Genomic DNA, 26,750 nt, shown 5'->3' with positions numbered 1-26,750 from the left:
CACGAGCACGTGAGGGGGCTGTTCAGCGCGGGGCCTGCGGTCCAGCGGTACCCGGCCAGTGCTCCGTAGTCGGCGCGCAGCGTCGGGAGCACCATGTCCCGCAGCTCGGGATCGTTCAGGAACGAGGCGTCGGTGCCTCCGAGGTTCCGGACCGCGGCGAGGATGGTCGCGTCGTCCACGAGCCGGTCGTGCGGGTTGTGGTCGGGTCCGGGCGCCCCGCGGATGGACAGGAAGAGACGGACGGGAGCCTGGGCGGACCGGCTGTGCAGGACGCGCGCGGTCTCGAAGGCGACGAGGGCTCCCATGCTGTGGCCGAAGGAGGCGAAGGGCCTCGGGTCGTCGAGGTCCATCCCGTCGGCTATCCGGGTGGCGAGGTCGAGGATGCCGTCGGCCGGCGGCCCGGATACCGGACGGCTACCACGTCGACCTTCAGGGACAGTCGGCGGGCCATCGGCGCGTAGGCGCCGGCCGCTCCGTCGGCGTGCGGGAAACAGAGCAGCCGGGGCGCCTGGGCCGGCGGCTCACCGAACCGCCGGAACCACCTGGTGTCCATGTGCTGTCACTCCTCCGCATACACGTGGGCCGGGTCCTCGTAGGGCTCGATGGCGCGGGCGCGCCGCAGGGCCCGGGCCCACCAGCCGAGCCGTCCGAGCATGGCGGTGGCCTGCGCCTGGCAGACCGCCGAGTCGAGCAGTTGGCCCGCGGGGCCCCAGCGCTTCTCGTGGTGGTGGAAACTGACGGTCTCGGTGACCGTCATGGCGTGGATCTCGGCGAAGGCCTGCCGCAGCTGGACGATGGCGCCCAGTCCGCCCGACGCCTCGCCGTAGCTGAGGAAGCCGACGGGCTTGGCGTGCCATTCGCGGTCGTACCAGTCGATGGCGTTCCTGAGGGAAGCCGGACAGCCCAGGCGGTAGTCCTGGGTCACCACGGCGAAGGCGTCGGCGGTGGCGAGCCACGGCGAGAGGTCTCGCACCGCGGAGGGCCGCGGCACGACGGGGTCGGCGGTCATCAGGTCCGGCAGCCAGGCGGTGGCGAGGTCGATGACGTCGACCTCGAAGTCCTTCTGGAGCCGGGCCTGGACTGCGAGCCATTCGGCCGCCGCCAGTCCGAAGCGGCTCTCCCGCGCCGCGCCGACCAGGATCACCAGCCGCAGCCGGTCCTCGCCATTCATCACAAGCCCCCTCGGCCCCACCCCGCCGTTCCCACGCACGCTTCCCACTGTGCGGCACGCACCTTCGGATCCCCCTCGGGTCTCCTTACGGTTCCGCTTACGGTTGCGTGCTCGGTGATGTCCGCGAGCCACAGCCGGTTCGGCCCTCGCCTGCGGCGCCGACCGCGGCCTCGCGTGGGCGCCTGCGCCGGACGCCTTCTCCCACCCCGGCCTCCACCCCTGGACCGAGGCCCTGCACCTCCGTCCTGCCGCAGTTCGACAAGGCCGAAGCAGACGCCCCCATCGCCCTCGTACCGCGCGCTGCCCGAGCATGAGGAAGGCCCTCCGTGATCTCCACGGAGGGCCTTCCTCATGCTCACACAGGCTCTGACCTGGTGTTTCCCTGAGCCCCCTGTCGGACTCGAACCGACGACCTTCGCTTTACAAGAGCGGTGCTCTACCAGCTGAGCTAAGGAGGCGCCGTGCGGGCGTCGCGGCCCGGCACGGAGGCTGCTCCACTGTACACAGAGCCCGTTTCGCCGGGCCACGAAGTTCCCCGGCCGGGAGCCCCGCGCGGGGCGGGAGCACGGGGCGCGAGGAGCGGGGGCAGGGCGCGCGGGGCGCGGGGACCGCGGCGGGCGAAAAATTTCGGGGAAAGTTCACACACCACGAACTACTGACAGACCAGGTGAACGCCAGGTACCGTCCTGAGCCAGTTCACGCACGTGGACTGCACCACAACGGAATCACCCGTCGTGGCACCACCTTCCTACAACGGATCGTCCGGCACGTTCCTGCCGGTAGAAGGGGGCCCATTCACCATGGCCACAGTCACGTTCGACAAGGCGACCCGGATCTACCCGGGTTCCACCAAGCCCGCCGTCGACGCCCTGGACATCGAGATCGCGGACGGCGAGTTCCTCGTCCTGGTCGGCCCGTCCGGTTGCGGCAAGTCCACCTCCCTGCGCATGCTCGCCGGCCTCGAGGACGTCAACGGCGGCGCCATCCGCATCGGTGAGCGCGACGTCACGCACCTGCCGCCGAAGGACCGGGACATCGCCATGGTGTTCCAGAACTACGCCCTCTACCCGCACATGTCGGTCGCCGACAACATGGGCTTCGCGCTCAAGATCGCCGGCGTCAACAAGGCGGAGATCCGGCAGAAGGTCGAGGAGGCCGCGAAGATCCTCGACCTCACCGAGTACCTCGACCGCAAGCCGAAGGCGCTCTCCGGCGGTCAGCGCCAGCGTGTCGCGATGGGCCGCGCCATCGTGCGTGAGCCGCAGGTCTTCCTCATGGACGAGCCGCTGTCCAACCTGGACGCCAAGCTCCGTGTCTCGACGCGTACGCAGATCGCCTCGCTGCAGCGCCGCCTGGGCATCACGACCGTCTACGTCACCCACGACCAGGTCGAGGCCCTGACGATGGGCGACCGCGTGGCGGTCCTCAAGGACGGTCTGCTCCAGCAGGTCGACACCCCGCGCAACATGTACGACCGGCCCGCGAACCTCTTCGTCGCCGGCTTCATCGGCTCCCCCGCGATGAACCTCGTCGAGGTGCCAATCACCGACGGCGGCGTGAAGTTCGGCAACTCGGTCGTGCCGGTGCAGCGTGACGCGCTCGCCGCCACCTCCGACAAGACGGTCACCGTCGGCGTCCGCCCCGAGCACTTCGACGTCGCCGGCGCCGACTCCGACCAGGGCGTCGCGGTCGTCGTGAACGTGGTCGAGGAGCTCGGCTCCGACGCCTTCGTCTACGGCACCGCCAGCGTCGGCGGCGAGACGAAGGACCTCGTCGTCCGCGTCGGCGGCCGTGACGTCCCGGAGAAGGGCAGCACGCTGCACGTCGTCCCGCGCGCCGGCGAGACCCACGTGTTCTCCACCTCCACGGGTGCGCGCCTGTCCGACTGACGCGGCGCACGGCGCGCGCAAGGCGCCGGACAACTCGGAAGAAGGGCCCCGCAGGCTGCTGCGGGGCCCTTCTCGTTCGACGAATACCCCGGCACAACGGGTGATTTCGAGCAGTGTGCGTCAACCCACTACCCACATCGGGGCGGCCCCTCATCCCCCGAACCGGTGACTAAATGTCTCCAAATCATTACTGGACGCTACCCTCACACGCGTGAAGCACTCCACTACCCAACAGACGCGACGCGGCCGGGGCCCCGCCCGACGGATCGGCCGCACCCTCGCCCTCGTTCTGCCCGTCGTCCTGGTGCTCTCCGGGACCCTCGCGGTCACCCGAGTCAACTGGTCGGGGAATTCCTCGAGCCCGGTGCTCACCGCCGCGGACGCCTCCGTGGCCGGGACCACCCGCGCCGTGAGCCGCGCCCCGCAGGACGTGCTGCGCGACAAGCTGCTCGCCGAACTGCAGGAGGAGAACCCGGGCGTCGCCCTCACCCACCTCCAGCAGGCCGTCAACGGCCGCCCGTCGCTGGCCCGGCACTGCTCGTCGATCGCCCGCGCGCTGGGCAAGGCCGCGGTCCGCGTCTACGGCCCGGCCCGCGCCCAGTCGTACGCCCGCCCGGTCTGCGACACCTCCTTCGCCACGGGGGTCGCCGCGGCACACCGCTGAGCCGCACGGCACCTTCCCCCTCCCCGAGGGCCTGTCCCGCGGCGGCCGGCGGGACGCCACGTAAAGTTCGGTCATGACCGATCCGAGCGCTGCGTCCCGCCCCGTCCAAGCCGTCGTCCTGGCCGGTGGTCAGGGTTCCCGGCTGCGTCCCTACACCGACGACCGGCCCAAGCCGATGGTCGAGATCCCCGGCACGGGGACGCCGATCATCGGCCATCAGCTCAACTGGCTCGCCGAGGAAGGCGTGACCGACGTGGTGGTCTCCTGCGGCCACCTCGCCGAAGTCCTCCAGAAGTGGCTGGACTCCACCGACCTGCCGGTCTCCGTCACCACCGTCGTGGAGACCGAGCCCCTCGGCCGCGGCGGCGGCCTCAAGTACGCCGCCGCGCACCTCCCCCACCCGGACAAGCCGTGGTACGCCACCAACGGCGACATCTGGACGCGCTTCTCGCTGCGCGACATGGCCGACTTCCACACCGAGCGGGACGCCGTCGCCACGCTCGCGCTGGCCCGCCCGCGGCTGCCGTGGGGCGCCGTGCAGACGGACGGCTTCGGCCACATCACGGACTTCATCGAGGCGCCGCCGTCCACGTTCGAGATCAACGCGGGCGTGTACGTCTTCTCCCCGGGCTTCGCCGACCTGCTCCCGGCGCGCGGCGACCACGAGCGCACCACGTTCCCGCGGCTGGCCCGCGAGCGCCGGCTGTCCGGGTTCCCGATCCCGCAGGGCTCCTACTGGCGGGCGATCGACACCGCGAAGGACCTGACGGAGGCGGCGAAGGAGCTTGCGGCCCAGGGCCGTTGACGCCGACCCCCCGCACGCACGGATCAGGTCCCGCACACCGGGTGTGCGGGACCTGATCCGTGTCCGGGTGCCGTGAGCCGGTGAACCTTCCCGGTCGCAGCACTAGCCCAACAGGCCTCCCACGAGGCCGGGCTGGGAGGTGGAGCCCTCGCTGTCGTCGCCGCCGCTCGAATCGCCGCCGCCGGTCGTGCCTCCGGTGGTGCCGCCCGCGGTCGGCCCGGAGCTGGTACTGGGCGCCTGCCCGCCCGGGGAGGACTGCTGCGGCGGTGCCTGCCCCGTCGTGCCCTGCGTCTGGGTGGGCTGCGTGCCAGCGGTGCTGCCGCTGGGGGCGCCGGTCGTCGCGCCCTGCGTGGGCGTGGCACCGGCGCTCGGGCCGGCGGGACCGGACGTGGCGCCCTGCGACGGCGAGGTGGACGCCGACGGGGTGCCCTCTTCCCGCGCGCGGGGCTCCGACGGCAGCGGGGAGCCCGGCAGTTCGTTGCGCGGCGCCTCGCCGGGGCCGGGCACGACCACCCGGCCGGCGTCCCGCACGGCACCGCCGATGACCGAGCCGAGGAGCAGCGTGAGCCCGGTGACGACGGCGGTGACGAGGGCGCCGCGGCGCAGCACGTAGCGGCGCAGGTCCCAGATCGGGGCGCGGGGGCCGAGGCGCCGCCAGGCACCCGCGGCGAGGCGTCCGTCGACCGAGTAGACCGGGGCGCCCGCGATGATCAGCGGGGACCAGGCGGCGAGGTAGATGATGTCGGGCGCGTCGTAGGCGGGGACGCTCTTCCAGCTGACGGTGACGAGCAGCGCCGCCGACAGGAGCGCGCCGACGACGGCGGCCACGCGCTGCCAGCAGCCGAGGACCGTCAGGACGCCCACGATGACCTGGAGGAAGGCGATGACGAGGCCGGAGCCGACGGGGTGTTCGAGGGCGAACTGGCGCAGCGGCTCGGCGACTTCCCAGGGGTGCAGGGTGTTGAGCCACTTCACCATGGAGCCGCGCTCGCCGCCGTCGAAGTAGTGCGGGTCGCTGAGCTTGCCCATGCCTGCGTAGATGGAGATGAACCCGAGGAAGACGCGCAGCGGGAGCAGCACGACGCCGAGGTTCATGCGGCGGCCGGGGTAGTAGGCGTGCCGCGCGGGGTCGTCGGCGTGACGCCGGCCGTGCCGCCCCGTGCCGCCGTCGGCCCGCACCGCCTCGTGGGCGCCGGTGTCGTCGAACTCGTCGTCCGCGTAGGGCGGGTAGTCGGGTTCGCCGTAGCCGGGCTCGTCGTAGGCGCTGCCCGCGGTGCGCATGTGGGGCAGCAGGCGGGTGCCGCCGGTGTCCTGCGGGTCGTGGCCGTCGTGGCTGCGCTGGGCGCCGACGAGGGGCGTCTCGACGGTCCGCTCGGTCAGGTCGTCGTCGTAGCCGCCGTACCCGTCGTAACCGCCGTCGGCCGGGGGGCCGTCGACGCCGATGCGCGGGATGACCTGGGTGGCCCCGGCGTCGGAGAGCGGCGAGAGCGGCTCGTCGGCGTAGCGGAGGCCACCGTTCCGCACGGCCTGGAGGAGTCGGTGGGCGCCGGTGTCGTCGGGGGCGGACCGGCCGCTCCACACGACGGGGCGACGACGGCCGCCGGCGGTGCCGCCCGCGCCGGCGACGGGCATCGAGGCGGTGTCCTGGGTGGCGCTCAAGTGCCGTGCGATGCGCGGGGATTGGGCGTGCCGCGCCGAGCCGCCCAGCTGCACGCGGAAGCTCGCGTGACTGACGATGACCTGCGCCGGATCGCTCGGCACCTTCACCATGCTCAGCGCGGGAGCGTCGTCGAATCCCGACGAGCGGTCCCCCGTGGGTGTGCGGGGTGTTCTGGTGTCCACACTCATCTAACCGAGTGACGTGTGGTTAGGACACTGCTTTGACCCGTCGGATCTGTCCGGACCGCGTCAAGCTTGTCCTGCTCGCCGGGATTGCCCCGAGTGGGTGACGACATGGACGCCCGTTCGAGCGCCCGTGCCGGTGGGTCAGGCGCGCCTGCGGGCCGCCTCGTACAGCACGATGCCCGCCGCCACACCGGCGTTGAGCGACTCGGCGCCGCCGGGCATCGGGATCCGCACGCGGTGGTCGCAGGTCTCGCCGACCAGCCGGGACAGGCCCTTGCCCTCGCTGCCGACCACCACGACGACGGGCCCGCCGAGGGCCTGAAGCTCGTCGAGCTCGACCTCTCCGTCGGCGGCGAGGCCGACGACCAGGATGCCCGCCTTCTTGTACGCCTCCAGGGCGCGCGTCAGGTTCGTCGCGCGCGCCACCGGCGTACGCGCGGCGGTTCCCGCGGACGTCTTCCAGGCGCCGGCCGTCATGCCGGCGGCCCGGCGCTCGGGCACGACCACGCCGTGCCCGCCGAAGGCGGAGACGGACCGGACGACGGCACCGAGGTTGCGCGGGTCGGTCACGCCGTCGAGCGCCACGATCAGCGGGTCCTCGTCCTCGTCGTGCGCGGCGGCCACGAGGTCCTCGGGGTGCGCGTACTCGTAGGGCGGGACCTGGAGGACGAGGCCCTGGTGGTTCAGGCCGTTCGTCATCCGGTCGAGCTCGGGACGCGGGGCCTCCATGAGGTTGATGCCGCCGCGGTCCGCCGCGAGCTGGAGCGCCTCGCGCACCCGCTCGTCGTTGTCGATGAACTGCTGCACGTACAGCGTGGACGCCGGGACGCCGCCGCGCAGCGCCTCGACGACCGGGTTGCGGCCGACGACCAGTTCGGAGGCGGACTTGCCGCCCCGCCCGCGCGCCGCGGGCCGCCGCGCGGCCTGCTTGGCCTGCGCGCTGGCGATCCGGTTCTTCTTGTGTCCCTTGCGCATCTCGGCGGGGGGCGTCGGGCCCTTGCCCTCGAGGCCCCGGCGTCGCTTGCCGCCACTGCCGACCTGCGCGCCCTTCTTGCCGGACATGCGGCGGTTGTTCGCGGCCATGAGCTACCCGTCTCCGTGAAGTTGCGTGCGTACGTATTCATGCAGTGTGCCGCCCGGGAGGCCGGGCGGCACAGTCGATCTTCGGGACCGTCGGGCGCGTCAGCGCCGGCCGACGCTCCAGCGCGGTCCCTGCGGGCTGTCCTCGATCACGAGACCGGACGCGTTCAGCCGGTCGCGGATGGCGTCCGCGGTCGGCCAGTCCTTGCGCGCCCGCGCGGCCTCGCGCTGCTCCAGGACGAGTCGTACGAGGTTGTCGACGACGTCGTGCAGGTCCTCGCCGCCCTCGGACTCGCCGGCCCACTGCGGGTCGAGCGGGTCCATGCCGAGGACGCCGAGCATGGCGCGGACCTCGGCGAGGCGCGCGACGGCGGCCTCCTTGTCGTCGGCGGCCAGCGCGCTGTTGCCCTGCCGGACGGTGGTGTGCACGACGGCGAGGGCGCCGGGGACGCCCAGGTCGTCGTCCATCGCCTCGGCGAAGGCGGGCGGCACCTCGGCGGACGGCTCGACGGGACCGCCGGCGAGCTCCACCGCGCGCTGCACGAAGCCCTCGATGCGCTCGAACGCCGACTCGGCCTCGCGCAGCGACTCCTCGCTGTACTCGATCATCGAGCGGTAGTGCGGGGTGCCCAGGTAGTAGCGCAGCACGATGGGCCGCCAGCGCTTGACCATCTCGCTGACGAGCACCGAGTTGCCGAGCGACTTCGACATCTTCTCGCCGCTCATGGTGACCCAGGCGTTGTGCACCCAGTACCGCGCGAACTCGTCGCCGTAGGCCTTGGCCTGGGCGATCTCGTTCTCGTGGTGCGGGAAGATCAGGTCGAGTCCGCCGCCGTGGATGTCGAAGGCGGTGCCGAGGTACTTGTGCGCCATCGCGGAGCACTCCAGGTGCCAGCCGGGGCGGCCCCGGCCCCACGGCGTCTCCCAGCTCGGCTCGCCCGGCTTGGCCGCCTTCCACAGGGCGAAGTCGCGCGGGTCCCGCTTGCCGGTCTCGCCGGTGCCCGAGGGCTGCTGGAGGTTCTCCAGTTCCTGGTTCGACAGCCGCAGGTACTCCGGGTACGACTTCACGTCGAAGTAGACGTTGCCGTCGGCCTCGTAGGCGTGCCCGCGCTCGATGAGCCCGCGCATCATCTCCACCATCTCGGTCACGTGCCCGGTGGCGCGCGGCTCGTAGGTGGGCGGCAGGCAGCCGAGCGCGCGGTAGCCGTCGGTGAAGGCGCGCTCGTTCTCGTATCCGATGGACCACCAGGGGCGGCCCTGCTCGGCCGACTTGGTGATGATCTTGTCGTCGATGTCCGTGACGTTGCGGACGAACGTGACCTCGTAGCCGCGGTGGGCGAACCAGCGGCGCATGATGTCGAAGTTCAGCCCCGAGCGGATGTGCCCGATGTGCGGTGCGGCCTGCACGGTGGCGCCACACAGGTAGATCGAGACGCAGCCCGGGACGAGCGGGGCGAAGTCACGGATCTGCCGGGCGCTGGTGTCGTACAGCCGAATAGTCACGCCTCCAGGGTAGTGGGCGCGGACCGGTGCCTCGCGCCCTTCCCCCACGATCACGTCAGGCCCGCGGCCCTGTCCTCATCACGAGGGCCGTGGCGATCGCCATGAGGCCCTCGTTCCGGCCGGGGAAGCCCAGGCCGTCGGTCGTCGCGCCCGAGACCGTCACCGGGGCGCCGGCCGCCTCGGACAGGATCTTCTGCGCCTCGTCGCGGCGCCTGCCGATCTTCGGGCGGGGGCCGACGACCTGGACGGCGACGTTCCCGATCCGGAAGCCCGCCGCGCGCACGATCCGCGCGGCCTCCGTCAGCAGCGTCACGCCGGACGCGCCGGACCACTCGGGCCGCCCGGTGCCGAAGTGCTGCCCCAGGTCACCGAGGCCTGCTGCGGAGAACAGCGCGTTGCACGCGGCGTGCGCGACGACGTCCGCGTCGGAGTGCCCGGCGAGCCCCGGCCCCTCGCCCTCCCACTTCAGGCCCGCGCACCACAGTTCGCGGCCGTCCTCGAAGGCGTGGATGTCGGTGCCGATGCCGACCTGCGGCAGCGGGGTCTCGGGCGGCGTGTCAGAAGCCATCGTTGAGCCTCCTGCGCGCCAGGACGGCCTCCGCCAGGACCAGGTCCAGAGGGCGCGTCACCTTGAACGCCTCCTCGTGCCCGGGCACGGTCACGACCGTCAGCCCGAGTTGCTCCACCATGCTCGCGTCGTCGGTGACGTCGCCGGTCACGGTCTCGTGGGCGCGCACCAGCGTGGCGCGGTCGAAGCCCTGCGGGGTCTGCACGGCCCGCAGGCGCGCGCGTGCGGGCGTCGCCACCACCGGCTCCGGCGCGCCGGGCGTCGCGGCCGGCTCGACCTCCTTGACGGTGTCGGCCAGGGGCAGTGCCGGCACGACGGCGGGCGCGCCCTCGCGGACGGCCTCGATCACCGCGTCCACGGTGTCGACGGGGACCAGCGGCCGGGCCGCGTCGTGGACGAGCACGACGTCGTGGCCGGGCGGCAGCGCGTCGAGACCGAGCCGTACGGACTCCTGCCGGGACGCCCCGCCGGGCACCACGAGGAAGTCGGTGCGCTCGGGCAGCGCGTGCGCGTCGAGCATGCTCTTGACCTCGGCCGCGCCGTCGGGCGGCGCCACGACGACGACCAGGGAGACGGCCCGGGAGGCGGCCATCGCGCGCACGGCGTGGATCAGCATGGGGGTGCCGCCCAGCGCGCGCAGCGCCTTGGGGGCGCCCGGACCGAGCCGCACACCCCGTCCGGCGGCCGGAATCACGGCTGCCGTGCGGGCTTGCGCGGGGGAAGGACGCGAAACGTCAGACATCGGTTCCTGTCAGGTTTGTGTGCTCAACCTACGTGGGTATGGCCACACCGTGCCGGGCGCGAGCCTCGACGGACCCTTCCGTGACACCGATCGAGACAGCTGCCCGGGCCCGGCACCTTCAGTACCGGGGGCCACTCCCGTCGTGGGCGTACGGCACGGTCCGAGCGCGAGGTGTGCGCGTGAGCGCGCCGCGCGGCACGGGCTGCCGGGATACGAACATGCCGCAGCGCCCGGCGACAGGAGAAGTGTCATCGGGCACCGCGGCATTTCACTGCACTGTGCTGAGAGCTGAGCGGGCTGGCTGCCTGCCTTGCGTCAGGAGGCGAGAACCTCGTCGAGCAGCGCCTCGGCCTTGTCCTCGTTGGTGTTCTCCGCGAGAGCGAGCTCGCTCACCAGGATCTGGCGGGCCTTGGCGAGCATGCGCTTCTCACCGGCGGAGAGTCCGCGCTCGCGCTCACGACGCCACAGGTCACGCACGACTTCCGCGACCTTGATGACATCGCCGGAGGCGAGCTTCTCCAGGTTTGCCTTGTAACGACGCGACCAGTTCGTGGGCTCCTCGGCGTACGGCGCGCGCAGCACCTCGAAGACCCGGTCCAGCCCGTCCTGACCGACCACATCACGCACGCCGACGAACTCCGCATTGTCCGCTGGCACACGTACCGTCAGGTCACCCTGGGCGACCTTCAGCACCAAGTAGGTCTTGTCCACGCCTTTGATCTGGCGAGTTTCGATAGCCTCGATCAGCGCGGCCCCGTGATGGGGATAGACCACGGTGTCGCCAACCTTGAACGTCATGTGACAGGTACCCCTTCCGTGGCTATCCAGGGTAACACGGATACGGCGTCTTCTGAATGGCGTTTTCGCAGGTCAGGGCATATCTCGGGGCTTGACAACTGCAACAGGAACGTGCTTCGCCGGGTGAACGGAAGCAGGTATTCGCAGGTCGGAGCCGCTCTCCGGGGCGCGCGAAACACAGCCGCCACACGCCGTCGGAGACCCGGCCGAGCGACCGAACGTCCCCAAATGTCCGCTTCCAAGTGCTCGACTTCCGCTACTCCGTTCGGTTGCCCGAGCGGCCTTCCGGACGATTCCGGAATTGATCACCGGGCGGCACGGCGTGCCTCGAAGATCTCCCCGTGATCTCTCCGCGCCGGCCCCGGAGATCTCCGCGTGATCAATTCTTCGCCGGGCCGCGCATTCTTCACAGAAATGCCGTCAGACGTCCGAGTGCGTCTTATGGGAATGGCGGGCGAGCGGCGCACCGAAGTGACCTGCCGGGGGCAGCCGGAGTGACCTGCGACCCCGTGAGGGAGGGTCGGGTGCGGCCGGCCGGGAACGGCTCGGTAACCTAAGGCCGCTGTCAGACACTTAAGGGTGGCTTCCCCGGCCGCCACGCTCGCTCGAGTCAAGGAGTTGCCGCCGCCGTGAGCAGCAGCCTTCGACGCGGCGCCCTCGCCGCCGCCGCCATCGCAGTCTCGATCGCCTCGCTCGCCGCGTGCGGCGCCGGCCACAACGCAGAGACCCTGGAGATCAGGCCGGACAACGCCGCCACGTCCGTCGGGGACATCAAGGTCCAGAACGCCTTCGTCGCCACGCAGCCCGGCAAGGAGGCGACGGGCCCCGCCGCGGTCTCCGCCACCCTGTTCAACGGCGGGCGCAGCGCCGAGACGCTGGAGTCCATCACCGTGGAGGGCGTCGGCGAGGTCAAGCTGACGCCGGCCAAGGGCAAGAGCCTGAGCGTCCCGGCGGGCGGCTCGCTCGTCATCGGCGGCAAGGACAACGCCTCGGCGGTCCTGGCCGGCGGCGAGGGCCTCGGCGACGGCGACGCGCAGAAGGTCACGTTCACCTTCAGCCGGACCGGTGGCGTGACGCTGCGCGCGCTCGTCGTCCCGTCCGAGGGCTATTACGCCTCGTGGGGCCCGACCGAGGCTCCGGCCGCACCGGGCGCCTCGGCGTCCGCGTCGGAGCAGCCGGGCGAGGACGCGTCCGGCGAGCCGAGCGGTGAGGCCTCCGCTTCCGGTGAGGCCTCCGAGGGTGCCGCGGCCACGCCGAGCGACGCGGCCTCCGCGAGCGCGTCGGCCTCCGCGTCGGAGGACCACGCGTCCGCCGGCCACTGAGCCGTCGCCCGACCCACGCGTACGGCAGGGGCGGAACCTCCTCGTGAGGTTCCGCCCCTGCCGTGTGTGCGCGGTGTCCGGGCCGGCCTACGGCTCGAACTTGTAGCCCAGGCCGCGGACCGTCACCAGGTAGCGGGGCGCGCCCGGGTCCGGCTCGATCTTGGCGCGCAGCCGCTTGACGTGGACGTCGAGGGTCTTGGTGTCACCGACGTAGTCGGCGCCCCAGACGCGGTCGATCAGCTGCATGCGGGTCAGGACGCGGCCGGCGTTGCGCAGCAGCATCTCCAGCAGGTCGAACTCCTTCAGCGGCAGGTCGACCTTCGTGCCGCCGACCGTGACCACGTGCCGGTCGACGTCCATGCGGACGGGGCCGGCCTCCAGGGCGGCGGGGGCCACCTCCTCGGGCTCGCCGCGGCGGCGCAGTACGGCACGGATGCGGGCGACCAGTTCGCGGGAGGAGAAGGGCTTGGTGACGTAGTCGTCGGCTCCTATCTCCAGCCCGACAACCTTGTCGATCTCGCTGTCCTTGGCGGTCACCATGATCACGGGGACGTTGGAGCGGCCGCGCAGCTGACGGCACACCTCGGTGCCCGGCAGTCCTGGCAGCATCAGGTCGAGGAGGACGAGGTCGGCGCCGTTGCGCTCGAACTCGTCGAGTCCGTCGGGCCCCGTGGTCGCCACTGCGACCTCGAAGCCCTCCTTGCGGAGCATGTACGACAGGGCGTCGGAGAAGGACTCCTCGTCCTCGACGACGAGCACACGGGTCACGGAAGGACCTCCGGGGCGGGAAGCGTTTCGTACGGGGATGTTCGGGGGCTGTGAGAAGAAGTGGACCGTCCGGCCTCGGTGTCGAGGTCTGCGTCTCGGGCGGCCCGCTGCTGAGCGCGGTCGCGGGCCGCGCCCGCCTCCGGCAGTCGCAGGGTGAAGGTGGAGCCCTGGCCTTCGGCGCTCCACACCGTGACCTCCCCGCCGTGCGAGGCGGCCACGTGCTTGACGATCGCCAGACCCAGGCCCGTGCCACCGGTGGCACGGGAGCGGGCCGGGTCGACGCGGTAGAAGCGCTCGAAGATGCGCTCCTTGTCCTTGTCGGAGATGCCGATGCCCTGGTCGGTCACGGCGATCTCGATCATGTCGCCGCCCGGCGCGGTGACACTGCGTGCGGCGATGCCGACGCGGGTGCGGGCGGGCGAGTAGTTGACGGCGTTCTCGACGAGGTTGCCGAGGGCGGCGGCGAGCTGGCCGCGGTTTCCCCAGACCGCCAGGTCTGCGGTGCCGCCGGCGGCCATGGTGATCTGTTTGGTGCCGGCCTGGTGGCGGCAGCGGTCGATGGCCTCGGCGACCAGTTCGTCCACGCGGACGGGTTCGGCGTCCTCCAGCGGGTCGTCGTTCTGCACCCGGGAGAGGTCGATGAGTTCCTGGACCAGGTTGGTGAGCCGGGTGGCCTCGATCTGCATCCGGCCGGCGAAGCGCTCCACGGCCTCCGGGTCGTCGGAGGCGTCCATGACGGCCTCGGACAGCAGGGAGAGCGCGCCGACGGGCGTCTTCAGCTCGTGGCTCACGTTGGCGACGAAGTCGCGTCGTACCGCCTCTATGCGGCGGGCCTCGGTGAGGTCCTCCACGAGGAGGAGGACGAGCCGGGAGCCGAGCGGCGCGACGCGCGCGGACACCGCGAGGGCCTCCCCGCGTCCGGTGCCCCGACGGGGCAGGTCCAGCTCGACCTGGCGTATCTCCCCGTCGCGTCGGGTGTCCCGGGCCATCTGCAGCATGGGCTCGACGGCGAGCTTGCCGCCGCGCACCAGCCCGAGGGCGTACGCGGCGGAGCTGGCCTTGACGACGGCGTCGGCCTCGTCGAGGACGACGGCGGAGGAGCGCAGCACGGACAGGACGGTGTCCACGCCCGGCGGAAGCACCGGGTCCGTGTGCAGTGAGGTGCGCGTGGGGCGTTTCTGCTCGCGCTCGCTCCAGCGGAACGCCAGCATGGCGATGACGCCGGTGAGCACACCGGCGATCGCTGCCGCTGCGGCGACCGCCGCGTTCACGTCCATGCGTCCAGGTTAGGCATGCGATACCCCTCGTCCACAGCCGTCCGGGTCCCCCCTCGAACAGTCGTCGCCCAGAGTTCACCTTGGGGCCAGTATTGATTCATTTGGGGTGATGGAAACGGTCGCGTACGGGCCGGAACGTGGGAGCGTGGGGTTGCTGAGCCCCTGGAAGCCGCATGTACGAGCCTGGACCGTGCGGTCCGGATCCGCATGTATGAGGCTGAGCCCCCGAAGTAGACGCACGAGAGGGAAACCCTGATGCGGGACGCGTACCACGAGGAACTTGACTCGATCGGCGACGGACTGGTGGAGATGGCCCGGCTGGTCGGGTCGGCGATCGGGCGCGCCACGACCGCCATCCTCGACTCCGATCTGAAACTGGCCGAACACGTCATCGAGGCCGACCAGCGGGTCGACGAGCTCCAGCACGAGCTGGAGGCCCGTGCCATAGCCCTGCTCGCCCGGCAGCAGCCGGTGGCGACCGACCTGCGGATCGTCGTGACGTCGCTGCGCATGTCGGCGGACCTGGAGCGGTCCGGCGACCTCGCCCAGCACGTGGCGAAGGTCGCGCGGCTGCGCTACCCGGAGCGCGCGGTGCCGCAGGACCTGCACGCCACCATCCTGGAGATGGGCCAGCTCGCCCAGCGCCTGATGGCGAAGGCGGCCGAGGTCATCGTCACCAAGGACGTCGACCTCGCGCTCCAGCTGGAGCAGGAGGACGACGCGATGGACCTGCTGCACCGCACGCTGTTCCAGCACCTGATGGACGACCGCTGGAAGCACGGCATCGAGACGGCCGTCGACGTGACGCTGCTGGGCCGCTACTACGAGCGGTACGCCGACCACGCGGTGGCGGTCGCCAAGCGCGTCGTCTACCTGGTGACCGGCGAGCACGCGGACGAGCTGCAGCAGGAGAAGTCGGACATCCAGTCGGTGTCGGGGGTCGAGGGGGCGTAGAGGTCGTTTTGGTGTGGGGCGTGGGTGCGCGTGCGGCGTGGTTGCGCGGGTCGTCTTGAAGGCCGGGCCGAGCCACTGTGCGCCGTTGATGCGCCCGCCCGGCCGGGCATGCAATGGGCACAGGCATCAGCCTCTCTCCAGGAGGGACCCACCCATGGCCGAGACCCCGGGCACGACGCCGGACCCGACGCGGGAGCGCGAGACCGAGCAGCCCGCCGAGATCAGGAACCTGATGCTGATCGGCGCCTGCGGCTGCGGCTCGGGCTGCGGCTGCGGGTGCCAGTCGGGCAGTCCCTGCCAGTGCAGCTGACGACACGGAAGGGCCCCGGGGCGGGATGACCGCCCCGGGGCCCTTCGCATGCCCCCGTCCCGTGGTGGGCGCCGTTCACCCGATCGGCCGAGTCGCCGCTTCGTTCCCCGGGGCGCAGCATGGAGGGAACGGAGGCGGGCGGCGCCCTCGGTACGACGTTCGGGACGAAGGAGGCGCGGGCCATGGCCAGGTTCATGGACGTACACCACGGGATGACGGGCATCACGGCGGACCAGTTGCACCAGGCCCACCAGGCGGACCTGGCGATCGAGAAGGACGAGGGCGTCCACTTCGAACACGCGTGGGCCGACCCCGAGTCCGGCACGATCTACTGCCTCTCGGAGGCCCCGTCGGCGGACGCGGTCCAGCGCATCCACGAACGCGCGGGCCACAAGGCGGACGAGATCCACGAGGTGCCGCTGTCGGTGTGAGGCTGGGCGCGCGGCGGGACGAGGCCGGTCGGCCGGAGTCCGGGGCCAGTCGGCGAGGGCCCGGGCTCAGTCGGCGAGGGCCCGGGCTCAGTCGGCGGGATGGTGCGGTGGGGCCGCGAGATAGTCGAGCCCGGCGTCCGCCATGCGGCGTGCCGCCTCGGTCACCCCGTCCACCCCGGAGCCGAGATAGAGCCGGAGTTGAGGTCGCTGAGCGGCGCCCGGGGTGGGCATCGGCCAGGGCCAGATCGGCGCGGTGAGGACGGCGGTCCGCTCGAAGCACCGGATGCGGAACGTGCGAGCCGTGTCCTCACTGTCCGCGTAGGCGGGCGGCACGTCGACGACCATGTACGGGGTGCACTCACCGGCGTGCACGGCGCCCGCCGGATATCCGAGCTTTTTCACGAACTGCGTTTCCGCGGTGGCCCTGATCTCGGCGAGCTGACCGCGCTGACGCGCGAGAAACTCGACGCTTTCCTCCGCGGCGAGCCAATCGGCCATGGCGTGCTGAAGCATTCCGGAGGCCATGAGGGTGTGGTGCAGCCGGTACGTGTTCACGAGCGCGTCGAGAGTCTCCACGGTCGAGGTCAGCGCCCCGATCCCCCACCCATTGCTCCCGAATTGCTTCCCCATGGACTGCACGGCGAGCCAGGGCAGGCCATTTCCGATCCCGCCGCGCTCGATCACCGCCCGGAGAGCGGACGTCGGAGAAATTCCTTCATCGCACACGTTGAAGTAGGCGTCGTCAATGAGCACGGCAGCGCCGGCGCCTTCGGCGACGCCGAACATCCGGGCGACGAATTCGGCGTTCCAGTTGACCGCGGTGGGATTGTGCTGGGCGTTCACGACGACGAGGGCCAGCTCGACGCCGGGGTCGGCGCGTATCCCGTCGACGACCCGCCCGAGTTCCTCCGCGTCGGGCACGAACCCCGCCTCGGGGCTGAGCGCCAGATACCGCATCTCGTAACCGAGCGGCGCGAACACCCCGGCGTAGTCCCAGGCCGGCCCGGCAACGAGCACGACGGGGCGCGGAGCGGAGGGTTCGCGGCGGTCCTTCACCAACCGCCCGAAGTCGAACATCGCGGTCCGCGTCCCGGTCCAGGTGACGGCGACGTCCCAGTCCCGCCCGCGCTCGGCGGAATCCGGAATCCGGTGAGTGGTCCGCAGATGCTCGGCGAGGGCGGCACGCAGCCGGGGCAACCCGTACAGCGAAAGCTGATACCCGTGCGCCCCTTTCGGCACCCCGAAGAGACATTCGGCGAGCCCGGGAGCTATCCGGTCCCACGTCTCACCGAAGCTCATGCATATCGGCTCGCCGTGCGGCATGCCGGCAGCCAAATAGTCCCGTAACAGCCCGGCGTCGGGCATTCCGCCGGGAGAATCGTCAAAAGCGAGAAGATCCTGAAGGGCTTCCTCTTTAATCACGCGGCGCACAGTAGCGCGAGGTACTTCTGCGAAGGAAGCCGTCCGACGTAGATTTTCCCCTCTGCAGCCTTACAGAAAATAACTCATACACGGGCCGTTAATTCCAGCGGCATGCACCAACATACAGACGGGTGGCATGGTGGCGTTTGCCCTCCACTGAGGCTTCCCGGGCCCTCGGGGCCCGCCGGCCGGATGACGGCCGGAATGCGCACCGGGCGCTGCGGGGCGTCGGATCGTCACCCTTCCGGCACGGACGTTCCTCCGGCAGCCAGGACGGGGCACCTCGCCACGTGAACCCTCCTGGCCGCTTCGGACAACAAGGGGTGGAATGCACTCCACTCCGATGTACGAAGAAGCGAGGGCCTCGTGGGGGATCCACCCACCGACGACGACGCGCTGGTCATCCAGGAATCCCTGGAGCGGCCGGAGATATTCGCCAGGCTTTACGACAGACACGCCGCCGAGATCCACCGGTATGTGATGCGCCGGCTGGGCGACAGCCACGCCGACGACATCACGGCGCAGACTTTCCTCATCGCCTTCCGCAACCGCGCCCGCTACGACGTCACGCGCACCAGTGCCCGGCCGTGGCTCTACGGCATCGCCGGCAACCTCATCGGCAGCCACCGACGCTCCGAAGTGCGGGCGCTGCGGGCGCTGGCCCGTACCGGCGTCGACCCGGTGGCCGAGTCCTGGTCGGACCGGGCCGACGAGCGGGTGACGGCCGCGGCGTCGCAGCGGGCGCTGGCCGGGGCGATCGCGGCGCTGCCCGCGAAGGACCGGCATGTGCTGCTGCTGGTTGCCTGGGCGGACTTCACGTACCAGGAATGCGCCGACGCCCTCGGGGTGCCTGTCGGCACGGTCCGTTCCCGGCTGAACCGGGCGCGGCGCAAGATGCGTGCGGCGCTCGGCGCCGACCCCACCCTCGTAAGCGACCACAACGGGGCGGTAACCCATGGATGACCTCACCAAGGTGCACGAGCTGCGCGCCGACGTGCCGACGCCCGACCGGGTCCGGCTGCTTGCGGGCCGCGAGAAGCTGCTGGCAGCAGCGCAGCAGGGCTCCGCCCGCAGGATGCGGCTGGACTGGCGCCTGACGGCCGCGGGGGTCACCGCGACGGTCATCGCCATCGCGGTGATGGCGACCATGCTCTTCGGTGGCGATGGACCCGAGCGCGGCGTGCAGCCCGCCGGCCCCGACCTGACATCCCCCACGGCACTCCTGGAGCAGGCGGCGGAAGTGGTGTCGCAGCAGCCGGATCCGCGTCCACGCGACGGCCAGTGGGTCTACCTGAAGACCGCGCAGTGCCGAAACGGAGCGTCGGACGCGGCACCCGGTGCCGAGCCCGAGGTGCGCGAGGAGTGGGTCCAGTACGACAGCCCCGCGAGGGAGAACGACGAGGACGGCGACACCGAGCCCTCGCAGCGGCGGCTGTACCGCCTCCTCGCCTCGCTGCCGGACGACCCGGCCGAGATCCGGAAGCGGGCGGCGGACATGTTCCCCATGGGCGAGGACACCGGCCTGACGGACGAGCAACTGGAGACCTTCGCGCTCCTGGCGACGCTCGACGAGGCCTACCCCGTGCACCCGCAGGGGATGGCCAAGCTGTACCGGGCGCTGGCCGCGGACCCCGGCATCGAGGTGGTCCCGCACCTCGTGAAGGACCCCATGGGGCACGATGCCATCGCCATATACCCGGACCTGGGCAGCAAGGCCGTTCAGCGCCGGGAGTACCTCCTCGACCCCGACACCTTCCAGTACCGGGGGAACCAGTCGGTCGCGGTGCGCGACTACGAGGAGAAGCCTGAGGACGGCCCGTCGGCCGGGCTCTCGCTCGAGAAGGGCGAGGTCACCTTCTGCGAGATTAAGCTGACCCAGTCCCTCGTCGACCGGGACGGCGAGAAGCCCTGAGGGCCCGCCCTGACAGGGCCCAGGCCGTGAAAATGCCCCTGAGTCGCGCCGTATGCGCAGCTCAGGGGCGTGATCACGAAGGCTACTTCTTCTTGCCGGGCAGGCCGGCCACGACGCTCGCGCCCTCACGCGTCGAAGTCGTACTCCAGGACGTACGAAGCCGCGTCGAGTGTCATCTCGTTGACCTCGACGGCACGGCCGTCGGTGGTGAACGCGGTGCGGCAGATCAGGATGACCGGGGTGCCCGCGGACATACTCAGCTGGGCCGCTTCGTCCTGCGACGGCATGCGTGAGCGGATCTCCTCGCGGAAGTGAGCGGGCTTGTGCCCGAGTTCGGCGAGCCGGGCGTAAGTCCCACCCGGTCCCGTGTCCTCCTGGGTGATCGGCGATCCGGCAACCAGCGAGGCGGGCAGATAACTCGTGGAGAGCAGGACGGACTTGCCGTCCAGGACGAAGCGCCGGCGCCTCACCCACACCGTCTCCTCGTCGGCCAGGCCCAGCACCGCGCCGACGCGGTCGGGGGCCGCCTCTTCGAAGACGGTGACCCGGTCCACATCGAGGGCCCGGTTCTCGATGTCCGCCGACCAGATGGAACGGCCGTTGCCCCACTGCTCCTCGGACAGCCGCTGGATGCCCCGGCGCCGGAGCGGGCGGAACGCCCGGACGAACACCCCGGCGCCCTTGCGGGCCTCGGCGATGCCCTCGTCCCGCAGGACGCCCAGAGCTTGACGGGCCGTCATGCGGGCCACGCCGTACGTGGCCATGAGGTCGTTCTCGCCCGGAAGGCGATCACCGGGACCGTACCGACCCGACTGGATCGCCTCGCGCAGGGAGTCCGCGATCCGCTGGTACTTGGGCCGACGGTCGTCGTCGGTGTTGGCCATTGCACCGTCCTCCTCGCTTCTCTAGACACCTTAGGTCATAGGTCTGGCGCTCGCCGTGCTGCCGCCGCCCCCTGCCACATCTCCGTTCATCCACTAACGAGTGACTTCCCTTGATGTCTCTAGAGAGGTGCCCCAAAGTGGAGATGTCTAGAGAGGTCGACCAGCGGCCTCCACGGGTAAGAGGTGTGCCACATGCCCTCGTTCACCATCGATCCTCCGGACGCCGCGGAGGTCCCCGGCTTCGAAAGAACTGGGCTCTCGGGCCGGAAGCGGCACGGCCGCACATCCCCCGGCAGCCGTGGGGAGTGAGCCGGGATGGCCTACACGATCGACCGCCACCCCTGCGAGGAGTCACCGCGCCTCGGAGCGATGACCCTGCACCCGGAACCCGAGTCGGTGCCCCGCGCCCGGCGCTGGTTCCGGAAGTTCATCGCCCCTTACGACCCGGCCTGTTCGGTCGACGACTGCGTCCTCATGCTTTCCGAACTCGTCACCAACGCCGTCCGCTACGGGAGGTCGGCGAATCCCTGGCTGGTGCGGGTGGAGTGGTACCGCGAGGACACTTCGCTGCGCGTCGACGTGCACAACCCGGGCTTCCCGACAGACGTACGACTCCGGCACCCGGAAGCCGACGAAGCCCACGGCCGCGGTCTGCTCCTGGTCGACTCCATTGCCGACTCCTGGCACTCCGGCCCCAGCCGCTTCGGCGGAACCGTCGTGTCCTTCGTCGTCGCCGACGCCTGGCGCGAGTGAAGGGCCCGGCCCAGCACGCCAAGAAGCCCTCGCCCTGCCGGCAAGCAGCAGAGCGAGGGCTCAGTCGGTCGAAGAGGTGGGCGTTACTTCTTCTTGCCCTGGTTCTTGACCGCCTCGATCGCTGCCGCCGCCGCCTCCGGGTCGAGGTACTTGCCGCCCGGGACGACCGGCTTGAAGTCGGCGTCCAGTTCGTAGGACAGGGGGATGCCCGTCGGGATGTTCAGGCCCGCGATGTCCGCGTCCGAGATGCCGTCCAGGTGCTTGACCAGGGCGCGCAGGCTGTTGCCGTGGGCGGCGACCAGGACCGTGCGGCCGGTCAGGAGGTCGGGGACGATGCCGTCGAACCAGTAGGGGAGCATGCGGACGACGACGTCCTTCAGGCACTCCGTCTGCGGGCGCAGCTCCGGCGGGAGGGTCGCGTAGCGCGGGTCGTCGAACTGGGAGTACTCGGCGTCGCGGTCCAGCGGCGGCGGCGGGGTGTCGTAGGAGCGGCGCCACAGCATGAACTGCTCCTCGCCGAACTCCGCGAGGGTCTGCGCCTTGTCCTTGCCCTGGAGGGCGCCGTAGTGACGCTCGTTCAGGCGCCACGAGCGGTGGACGGGGATCCAGAGGCGGTCCGCGGCCTCCAGCGCGAGCTGCGCCGTGCGGATGGCGCGCTTCTGGAGGGACGTGTGGACCACGTCGGGGAGCAGGCCGGCGTCCTTGAGCAGCTCACCGCCGCGGACTGCCTCCTTCTCGCCCTTCTCGTTCAGGTTGACGTCCACCCAGCCGGTGAACAGGTTCTTCGCGTTCCATTCGCTCTCGCCGTGGCGGAGGAGGATCAGCTTGTACGGTGCGTCGGCCATGGGCCCGAGCGTAATCGAACCCCCCGATCCCTCGCGCGCCCCGCCCGCAGGGCGGACGTTTGACGGGATCTGTTAATTGAGTGGTCACCGACAGCCGCGCCCTCGTAAGTTGTGATCACCGCTTGAGCCGCTTACAGCAGCCTGATGTCCGTGGGGGACCCTCATGCCGTACGCCCGTGCCGGACGCGCCGTCCGGGAGACCGTTTCCGGGCTGCCCCGCGAGTTCTGGTGGCTGTGGACCAGCACCCTCGTGAACCGGCTCGGCGCGTTCGTCGCCACGTTCATGGCGCTGTACCTCACCCTCGACCGCGGCTACTCCGCCACCTACGCCGGTCTCGTCGCCGCCCTGCACGGGCTCGGCGGCGTCATCTCCTCCCTCGGCGCCGGCGTCATGACCGACCGGCTCGGGCGGCGGCCCACCCTGCTCGTCGCGCAGGTCTCCACCGCCCTGTCGGTCGCGCTCCTCGGGTTCATGCACCATCCGGTCGCGATCGCCGCCGTCGCCTTCCTCGTCGGCATGGCGTCCAACGCCTCCCGGCCCGCCGTGCAGGCGATGATGGCCGACATCGTCCGGCCCGAGGACCGCATCCGCGCCTTCTCGCTCAACTACTGGGCCATCAACCTCGGCTTCGCCGTGTCGTCCATGGCCGCCGGGTTCATCGCCGAGTTCAGCTACCTCGCCGGCTTCCTCATCGAGGGCGGCATGACCCTCGTCTGCGCCGTCCTGATCTTCCTCAAGCTGCCCGAGTCCCGGCCCGTCCAGGAGGACAAGGCCGAGGTCGTGGACGCCGTCGGACTCGGGACCGTCCTGCGCGACCGGCGGTTCATGAGCGTCGTCGGGCTGTCCTTCCTCATCGCGCTGATCTTCCAGCAGGGCTTCCTCGGCCTGCCGGTCGCCATGGGCGCGGCCGGGTTCACGCCCGCCGACTACGGCTTCGCCATCGCCGTCAACGGCGTGCTGATCGTCGCGCTCCAGATCCCCGTCACCCGGTTCATCGAGCACCGGGACCCGCGGCAGCTCCTCGTCGTCTCGTCCCTGCTCGCCGGGTACGGGTTCGGGCTCACCGCCTTCGCCGGGTCCGTCGCCGTGTTCGCGCTGACCGTGTGCGTGTGGACGCTGGCGGAGATCGTCAACGCCCCCATGCAGACGGCGCTCGTCGTGCGGCTCTCGCCGGCACAGGGGCGCGGCCGCTACCAGGGGATGTACACGATGTCCTGGTCCGTGGCCGCGCTCGTCGCGCCGCTGCTGTCCGGCTTCGTCATCGACCGGTACGGCGCCGAGTGGCTGTGGGGGCTGTGCGCCGTCGTCGGCACCGTGGCCGCCGTCGGCTACAGCCTCCTCATGCGGCGCCTCGCGGACGAGGAGGAGGGGAAGGGAACGCCCGCCGTCGGCTCCGGCGTCGATCCCGCCGCCGACGGCGGCCCCAGGCCCGAGGTCGTCACCGGCTGACTCTCCCGCCCACCGGGTGACTCCGCCTCGGGGGCGCCGCGGATGCTTCCACGCCCCCACCCTCCCTGCTTCGGACGCCATCCCTGCTACGGATGCATCCGCGCCCCCTTCATCACCTTGTCCACCCCGTTCCGCGGGCCGTACACCGCCAGTCCCACCAGGTCCAGCTCCCCCGTCGGGACCGCCCGTACGGCCGCGCGGTTGTCGCGGTCGTTGCCCGTCGTGAACAGGTCCGACGTGAACACGGCCCGTGGCAGGGCGCGGGACAGCGCACGCGCGTGTGCCGCGGTCAGCGTCTCCTTCGTGCCCTCCAGGACCAGCACCGGCTGGCGGAACATCGGCAGGTAGGCGACGCCGTCGGCGTCCTCGTACGGTTCGCCGATCACCTCGGGGACCTCGGTGCCGAGGCCGCTGACCAGGAAGGCGGTGACGTTGAGGCGCTGCCAGGGCTCCAGGTCCTCGCGCAGCAGCACAGTGATCTTGGTGTCGAAACGGACGGGGTCGGCGTGGACGGCGTCGGCGTGGACGGGTTCAGCGTTCATACGACGAGACTGCCGACCGCCGTACGGCACCGTCTTGTACGTTCTTTGCATGGCCGCGCAGCCCAGGGCCGACGTCTCCGCCTGGCGCCCCCGCGTCCCGGGCGTCGTGGAGGTCTTCCACGCCCACTTCACGGAGTACGCCTATCCGATGCACGTCCACGAGGCGTGGACGCTGCTGATCGTGGACGCCGGCGCCGTCCGGTACGACCTCGACCGGCACGAGCACGGCACCCCGCACGACACGGTGTCGCTGCTGCCGCCGCACGTGCCGCACAACGGCTCCCCGGTCACCTCCGACGGCTTCCGCAAGCGGGTCCTCTACCTCGACGCCACGCATCTGGGCCAGGAGCTCATCGGGTCCGCCGTCGACTCCCCCGATCTGCGGGATCCGCTGCTGCGGCGGCGCGTCCACCAGCTGCACACCTCCCTCGCCCGGCCGGGCGACGAGCTGGAGGCGGCGAGCCGGCTGGCGCTGGTCGGCGAGCGGCTGCGGGCCCATCTGGCGCCGAGGGCCACCGCGCACGCGCCCCGGCGCGAGGATCCCGCCCTCGCGCGCCGCATGCGGGAACTCCTCGACGCGCGGGTGGTGGAGGGCCTGCTGCTGGAGGAGGCCGCCGCGCTGCTGTCCGCCCATCCGGCGCATCTGGTACGGGCGTTCAGCGCCGCGTACGGCATCGCACCGCACCAGTACCTGATGTCCCGCCGGGTCGAGCGCGCCCGCCGGCTCCTGCTCGACGGGCGGTCACCGGGCGAGGTGGCACCGGAGGCGGGGTTCTACGACCAGTCCCATCTCACCCGGCACTTCCGGCGGTTGGTCGGCGTGCCACCGGGACGCTACCGGGCCGCCGCGGCACCCCCGGCCGCACGCCGCGCCGCAGCCCGCCCCGCCGCGGCCCGCCCGGTCGCACGCCCCGTCACTCGGTAGGGCCGGAGGCGGGGCGCTCAGCGGGACGGTCCGTGGGCCGCTCGATGAGGTGCGTGAACGCGTCGAGGTTCCGCGTCGACTCACCGCGCGACACGCGCCACTCGTACTCCTTGCGGATCGCCGACGCGAAGCCCAGCTCCAGAAGGGAGTTGAAGCTGCCGTCCGCCGCCTCCAGCACCTGCCCGAGCAGCCGGTCGACCTCGTCGGCGGTGACGGCGGCCAGCGGCAGGCGTCCGGTGACGTAGACGTCGCCGAGCCGGTCGACCGCGTAACTCACGCCGTACAGCTTGAGGTTGCGCTCCAGGAGCCAGCGGTGGACGGCGGCCTCGTTCTCGTCGGGGTGGCGGATCACGAAGGCGTTGAGCGACAGCGAGTGCCGGCCGACGATGAGGGAGACCGTCGTCGACAGCTTGCGCGTGCCGGGGAGCTTGACGACGTAGGTGCCGGGCGTGGGGCTCTCCCACTCGACCTCGGCGCTGTTCAGGGCGTCCTCGACGACGCCCGCCGCCTGTGCTGCCTTGTCTCCATCAGCCATGGTGGGAGCGTACGCGACGGCGGTGCGCGTGCATCGCGGCCGTGTACACGTCGGCCGTGGCGGCTGCCGCCGTGTCCCAGCCGAACGACTGGGCGTGCCGGGCCGCCGCCGCGCCCATGCGGGGCGCGAGGTCGGGCGAGTCGGCGAAGGCGCGCAGCACCCGCGCGTACGCGGCGGGGTCGTGGCCCTGGACGAGGACGCCGGTGTGCCCGTCGCGCACGGCGACCGGCAGCCCGCCGACCGCCGCGGCGAGCACCGGGGTGCCGGTGGCCTGCGCCTCTATGGCGACCAGCCCGAAGGACTCGCTGTACGACGGCATGACGAGCACGGACGCGGCGCGGAACCAGTCGGCGAGCTGGTCCTGGCCGACGGGCGGCCGGAACCGGACGACGTCCGCGATGCCGAGCCGCGCGGCGAGCTTCTGCAGGCCCTCCGGCTTGGCGAGGCCGCTGCCGCTGGGCCCGCCGACGACCGGGACGACGATCTTCGAGCGCAGGTCGGGCCGCTCGTCGAGCAGCACGGCGACCGCGCGCAGCAGCACGTCGGGGGCCTTCAGCGGCTGGATGCGGCCCGCGAACAGCGGCACCAGCGCGTCCTGCGGCAGGCCGAGCCGGGCGCGGGCGGCGGCCCGGCCGTCGGCGGGGCGGAAGCGGTCGAGGTTCACGCCGGGGTGGACGACGGCGACCTTGGCGGGGTCGGCGGCGTAGTGCCGTACGAGTTCGTCGGCCTCCTCGGCGGTGTTGGCGATGAGCCGGTCGGCGGCGCCCACGATCTGCGTCTCGCCGATGACGCGGGCGGCGGGCTCGGGGGTGTCGCCGTCGGCCAGGTTGGCGTTCTTGACCTTGGCCATGGTGTGCATGGCGTGCACCAGCGGGACGCCCCAGCGCTGGGCGGCGAGCCAGCCGACGTGGCCGGAGAGCCAGTAGTGCGAGTGGACGAGGTCGTAGTGGCCGGGGCGCTGCTCGGCCCAGGCCTGCATGACGCCGTGCGTGAAGGCGCACAGCTGCGCCGGCAGGTCCTCCTTGGCGAGCCCTTCGTAGGGGCCGGCGTCGACGTGCCGGACCAGGACGCCGGGGGTCAGCTCGACCGTGGGCGGAAGGGCCGCGGAGGTGGAGCGCGTGAAGATCTCCACCTCGATGTTGATCGCGGCGAGGCGCTGCGCGAGCTCCACGATGTAGACGTTCATGCCGCCCGCGTCGCCGGTGCCCGGCTGGTGCAGCGGGGAGGTGTGCACGGAGAGCATCGCGACGCGGCGGGCGCGGCGGTGCAGTCGCAGCCGCGACGGTGTCGCCGCGGAACGACGCCCGAGCCTGCTGACGTACTGGCTCACCTGGCGTTCCTCCTTGCTGCGGGCA

27 protein-coding genes, 1 tRNA gene and 1 pseudogene are annotated in these 26,750 nt (G+C 71.5%); 12 read left to right on the top strand and 17 right to left on the bottom strand.

Translation table 11 applies throughout. From position 1 onward, the window contains the following. Positions 1 to 5: 5 nt before the first annotated feature. From ACZ7D7_RS14000 to ACZ7D7_RS13990, 3 genes and pseudogenes are all read right to left on the bottom strand, one after another. A pseudogene (locus tag ACZ7D7_RS14000) lies at positions 6 to 451 on the bottom strand (thioesterase II family protein); the annotation flags it as partial. A gap of 108 nt (positions 452 to 559) precedes the next feature. Continuing rightward, positions 560 to 1,171, bottom strand: coding sequence for an NADPH-dependent FMN reductase (locus tag ACZ7D7_RS13995; protein ID WP_470824390.1), 612 nt, complete (start codon positions 1,169 to 1,171; stop codon positions 560 to 562). Positions 1,172 to 1,556: 385 nt separating this feature from the next. Next, positions 1,557 to 1,629: transfer RNA gene (locus ACZ7D7_RS13990), tRNA-Thr, on the bottom strand. Between the two features lie 342 nt (positions 1,630 to 1,971). Here ACZ7D7_RS13990 and ACZ7D7_RS13985 point away from each other — a divergent pair. The 3 genes from ACZ7D7_RS13985 to ACZ7D7_RS13975 all read left to right on the top strand — a co-directional run bounded on the left by ACZ7D7_RS13985 (position 1,972) and on the right by ACZ7D7_RS13975 (position 4,529). Continuing rightward, positions 1,972 to 3,060, top strand: coding sequence for an ABC transporter ATP-binding protein (locus tag ACZ7D7_RS13985; RefSeq protein ID WP_470824388.1), 1,089 nt, complete (start codon positions 1,972 to 1,974; stop codon positions 3,058 to 3,060). 211 nt (positions 3,061 to 3,271) lie between these two features. Continuing rightward, positions 3,272 to 3,724, top strand: coding sequence for a hypothetical protein (locus tag ACZ7D7_RS13980; RefSeq protein WP_470824387.1), 453 nt, complete (start codon positions 3,272 to 3,274; stop codon positions 3,722 to 3,724). 73 nt (positions 3,725 to 3,797) lie between these two features. Then, a complete protein-coding gene (locus ACZ7D7_RS13975; RefSeq protein ID WP_470824386.1) occupies positions 3,798 to 4,529 on the top strand; it encodes a nucleotidyltransferase family protein in 732 nt (243 codons plus the stop codon). A 102-nt stretch (positions 4,530 to 4,631) separates the two neighbouring features. Here ACZ7D7_RS13975 and ACZ7D7_RS13970 read toward each other — a convergent pair whose 3' ends face one another. From ACZ7D7_RS13970 to ACZ7D7_RS13945, 6 genes are all read right to left on the bottom strand, one after another. Beyond that, a complete protein-coding gene (locus tag ACZ7D7_RS13970) occupies positions 4,632 to 6,377 on the bottom strand; it encodes a DoxX family protein (protein ID WP_470824385.1) in 1,746 nt (581 codons plus the stop codon). 138 nt (positions 6,378 to 6,515) lie between these two features. Beyond that, a complete protein-coding gene (rlmB, locus tag ACZ7D7_RS13965; protein WP_470824383.1) occupies positions 6,516 to 7,457 on the bottom strand; it encodes a 23S rRNA (guanosine(2251)-2'-O)-methyltransferase RlmB in 942 nt (313 codons plus the stop codon). Positions 7,458 to 7,556: 99 nt separating this feature from the next. Beyond that, positions 7,557 to 8,957, bottom strand: a complete 1,401-nt coding sequence (gene cysS, locus ACZ7D7_RS13960; RefSeq protein WP_470824382.1) for a cysteine--tRNA ligase — start codon at positions 8,955 to 8,957, stop codon at positions 7,557 to 7,559. A gap of 55 nt (positions 8,958 to 9,012) precedes the next feature. Then, entirely contained in the window at positions 9,013 to 9,525 is a 513-nt protein-coding gene (ispF, locus tag ACZ7D7_RS13955) for a 2-C-methyl-D-erythritol 2,4-cyclodiphosphate synthase (protein ID WP_470824380.1), read from the bottom strand. Then, positions 9,515 to 10,267 (bottom strand): 2-C-methyl-D-erythritol 4-phosphate cytidylyltransferase, encoded by a 753-nt coding sequence (ispD, locus tag ACZ7D7_RS13950; protein ID WP_470824379.1) that lies wholly within the window; start codon positions 10,265 to 10,267, stop codon positions 9,515 to 9,517. The genes ispF and ispD overlap by 11 nt, the downstream gene beginning before the upstream one ends. A 315-nt stretch (positions 10,268 to 10,582) precedes the next feature. Further along, a complete protein-coding gene (locus ACZ7D7_RS13945) occupies positions 10,583 to 11,065 on the bottom strand; it encodes a CarD family transcriptional regulator (protein ID WP_003953493.1) in 483 nt (160 codons plus the stop codon). 629 nt (positions 11,066 to 11,694) lie between these two features. Here ACZ7D7_RS13945 and ACZ7D7_RS13940 point away from each other — a divergent pair. Continuing rightward, complete coding sequence (locus ACZ7D7_RS13940) at positions 11,695 to 12,387, top strand: copper chaperone PCu(A)C domain-containing protein (RefSeq protein ID WP_470824377.1); 693 nt, start codon at positions 11,695 to 11,697, stop codon at positions 12,385 to 12,387. A gap of 87 nt (positions 12,388 to 12,474) precedes the next feature. On the opposite strand, the gene phoP is transcribed toward ACZ7D7_RS13940, so the two are convergent. Next, a complete protein-coding gene (gene phoP, locus ACZ7D7_RS13935; RefSeq protein WP_466113876.1) occupies positions 12,475 to 13,146 on the bottom strand; it encodes a two-component system response regulator PhoP in 672 nt (223 codons plus the stop codon). Positions 13,147 to 13,151: 5 nt separating this feature from the next. Further along, positions 13,152 to 14,432, bottom strand: a complete 1,281-nt coding sequence (gene phoR / locus ACZ7D7_RS13930; protein WP_470824376.1) for a two-component system sensor histidine kinase PhoR — start codon at positions 14,430 to 14,432, stop codon at positions 13,152 to 13,154. Between the two features lie 255 nt (positions 14,433 to 14,687). Between phoR and phoU the strand changes: the two genes are divergently transcribed. The 3 genes from phoU (at position 14,688) to ACZ7D7_RS13915 (ending at position 16,127) form a co-directional block, all read left to right on the top strand. Beyond that, entirely contained in the window at positions 14,688 to 15,386 is a 699-nt protein-coding gene (phoU, locus tag ACZ7D7_RS13925) for a phosphate signaling complex protein PhoU (protein WP_470824374.1), read from the top strand. A gap of 154 nt (positions 15,387 to 15,540) precedes the next feature. Then, positions 15,541 to 15,696: a hypothetical protein gene (locus ACZ7D7_RS13920; RefSeq protein ID WP_470824372.1), complete on the top strand. Its 156-nt coding sequence runs from the start codon at positions 15,541 to 15,543 to the stop codon at positions 15,694 to 15,696. A gap of 182 nt (positions 15,697 to 15,878) precedes the next feature. Continuing rightward, entirely contained in the window at positions 15,879 to 16,127 is a 249-nt protein-coding gene (locus tag ACZ7D7_RS13915) for an SCO4226 family nickel-binding protein (protein ID WP_470824822.1), read from the top strand. A gap of 87 nt (positions 16,128 to 16,214) precedes the next feature. On the opposite strand, the gene ACZ7D7_RS13910 is transcribed toward ACZ7D7_RS13915, so the two are convergent. After that, positions 16,215 to 17,549, bottom strand: coding sequence for a pyridoxal phosphate-dependent aminotransferase (locus tag ACZ7D7_RS13910; RefSeq protein WP_470824371.1), 1,335 nt, complete (start codon positions 17,547 to 17,549; stop codon positions 16,215 to 16,217). Positions 17,550 to 17,915: 366 nt separating this feature from the next. On the opposite strand from ACZ7D7_RS13910, the gene ACZ7D7_RS13905 reads away from it, so the two are divergent. Next, the gene (locus ACZ7D7_RS13905; protein ID WP_470824369.1) at positions 17,916 to 18,512 is read left to right on the top strand and encodes an RNA polymerase sigma factor; all 597 of its coding nucleotides are present in this window, start codon (positions 17,916 to 17,918) and stop codon (positions 18,510 to 18,512) included. Beyond that, positions 18,505 to 19,461, top strand: a complete 957-nt coding sequence (locus ACZ7D7_RS13900; protein WP_470824368.1) for a CU044_5270 family protein — start codon at positions 18,505 to 18,507, stop codon at positions 19,459 to 19,461. Before ACZ7D7_RS13905 ends, ACZ7D7_RS13900 begins: the two co-directional genes overlap by 8 nt. Before the next feature lie 125 nt (positions 19,462 to 19,586). On the opposite strand, the gene ACZ7D7_RS13895 is transcribed toward ACZ7D7_RS13900, so the two are convergent. Then, positions 19,587 to 20,345, bottom strand: a complete 759-nt coding sequence (locus ACZ7D7_RS13895) for a GntR family transcriptional regulator (protein ID WP_470824366.1) — start codon at positions 20,343 to 20,345, stop codon at positions 19,587 to 19,589. A gap of 315 nt (positions 20,346 to 20,660) precedes the next feature. Between ACZ7D7_RS13895 and ACZ7D7_RS13890 the strand changes: the two genes are divergently transcribed. Beyond that, on the top strand, positions 20,661 to 21,098 hold the full coding sequence (locus tag ACZ7D7_RS13890) for an ATP-binding protein (RefSeq protein WP_470824365.1): 438 nt from the start codon (positions 20,661 to 20,663) through the stop codon (positions 21,096 to 21,098). A gap of 83 nt (positions 21,099 to 21,181) precedes the next feature. Here the strand turns inward: ACZ7D7_RS13890 and ACZ7D7_RS13885 are convergent, their stop codons facing one another. Next, positions 21,182 to 21,943, bottom strand: coding sequence for a phosphoglyceromutase (locus ACZ7D7_RS13885; protein ID WP_470824363.1), 762 nt, complete (start codon positions 21,941 to 21,943; stop codon positions 21,182 to 21,184). Positions 21,944 to 22,106: 163 nt separating this feature from the next. Between ACZ7D7_RS13885 and ACZ7D7_RS13880 the strand changes: the two genes are divergently transcribed. Further along, a complete protein-coding gene (locus ACZ7D7_RS13880) occupies positions 22,107 to 23,393 on the top strand; it encodes an MDR family MFS transporter (RefSeq protein ID WP_470824362.1) in 1,287 nt (428 codons plus the stop codon). 86 nt (positions 23,394 to 23,479) lie between these two features. On the opposite strand, the gene ACZ7D7_RS13875 is transcribed toward ACZ7D7_RS13880, so the two are convergent. Next, on the bottom strand, positions 23,480 to 23,935 hold the full coding sequence (locus ACZ7D7_RS13875; RefSeq protein WP_470824361.1) for a DUF2000 family protein: 456 nt from the start codon (positions 23,933 to 23,935) through the stop codon (positions 23,480 to 23,482). Between the two features lie 49 nt (positions 23,936 to 23,984). Between ACZ7D7_RS13875 and ACZ7D7_RS13870 the strand changes: the two genes are divergently transcribed. Continuing rightward, positions 23,985 to 24,860, top strand: coding sequence for an AraC family transcriptional regulator (locus ACZ7D7_RS13870; RefSeq protein ID WP_470824359.1), 876 nt, complete (start codon positions 23,985 to 23,987; stop codon positions 24,858 to 24,860). On the opposite strand, the gene ACZ7D7_RS13865 is transcribed toward ACZ7D7_RS13870, so the two are convergent. After that, positions 24,850 to 25,395, bottom strand: a complete 546-nt coding sequence (locus ACZ7D7_RS13865) for a type III secretion system chaperone family protein (RefSeq protein WP_470824357.1) — start codon at positions 25,393 to 25,395, stop codon at positions 24,850 to 24,852. The genes ACZ7D7_RS13870 and ACZ7D7_RS13865 overlap by 11 nt on opposite strands. After that, on the bottom strand, positions 25,388 to 26,725 hold the full coding sequence (gene mshA / locus ACZ7D7_RS13860; protein WP_470824356.1) for a D-inositol-3-phosphate glycosyltransferase: 1,338 nt from the start codon (positions 26,723 to 26,725) through the stop codon (positions 25,388 to 25,390). The genes ACZ7D7_RS13865 and mshA overlap by 8 nt, the downstream gene beginning before the upstream one ends. Positions 26,726 to 26,750: the final 25 nt, after the last annotated feature.

Source organism: Streptomyces sp. NPDC037054 (assembly GCF_055606745.1).
The sequence above is the reverse complement of the archived record's forward strand: the minus strand, read 5'-3'. Positions and strand labels throughout refer to the sequence as shown.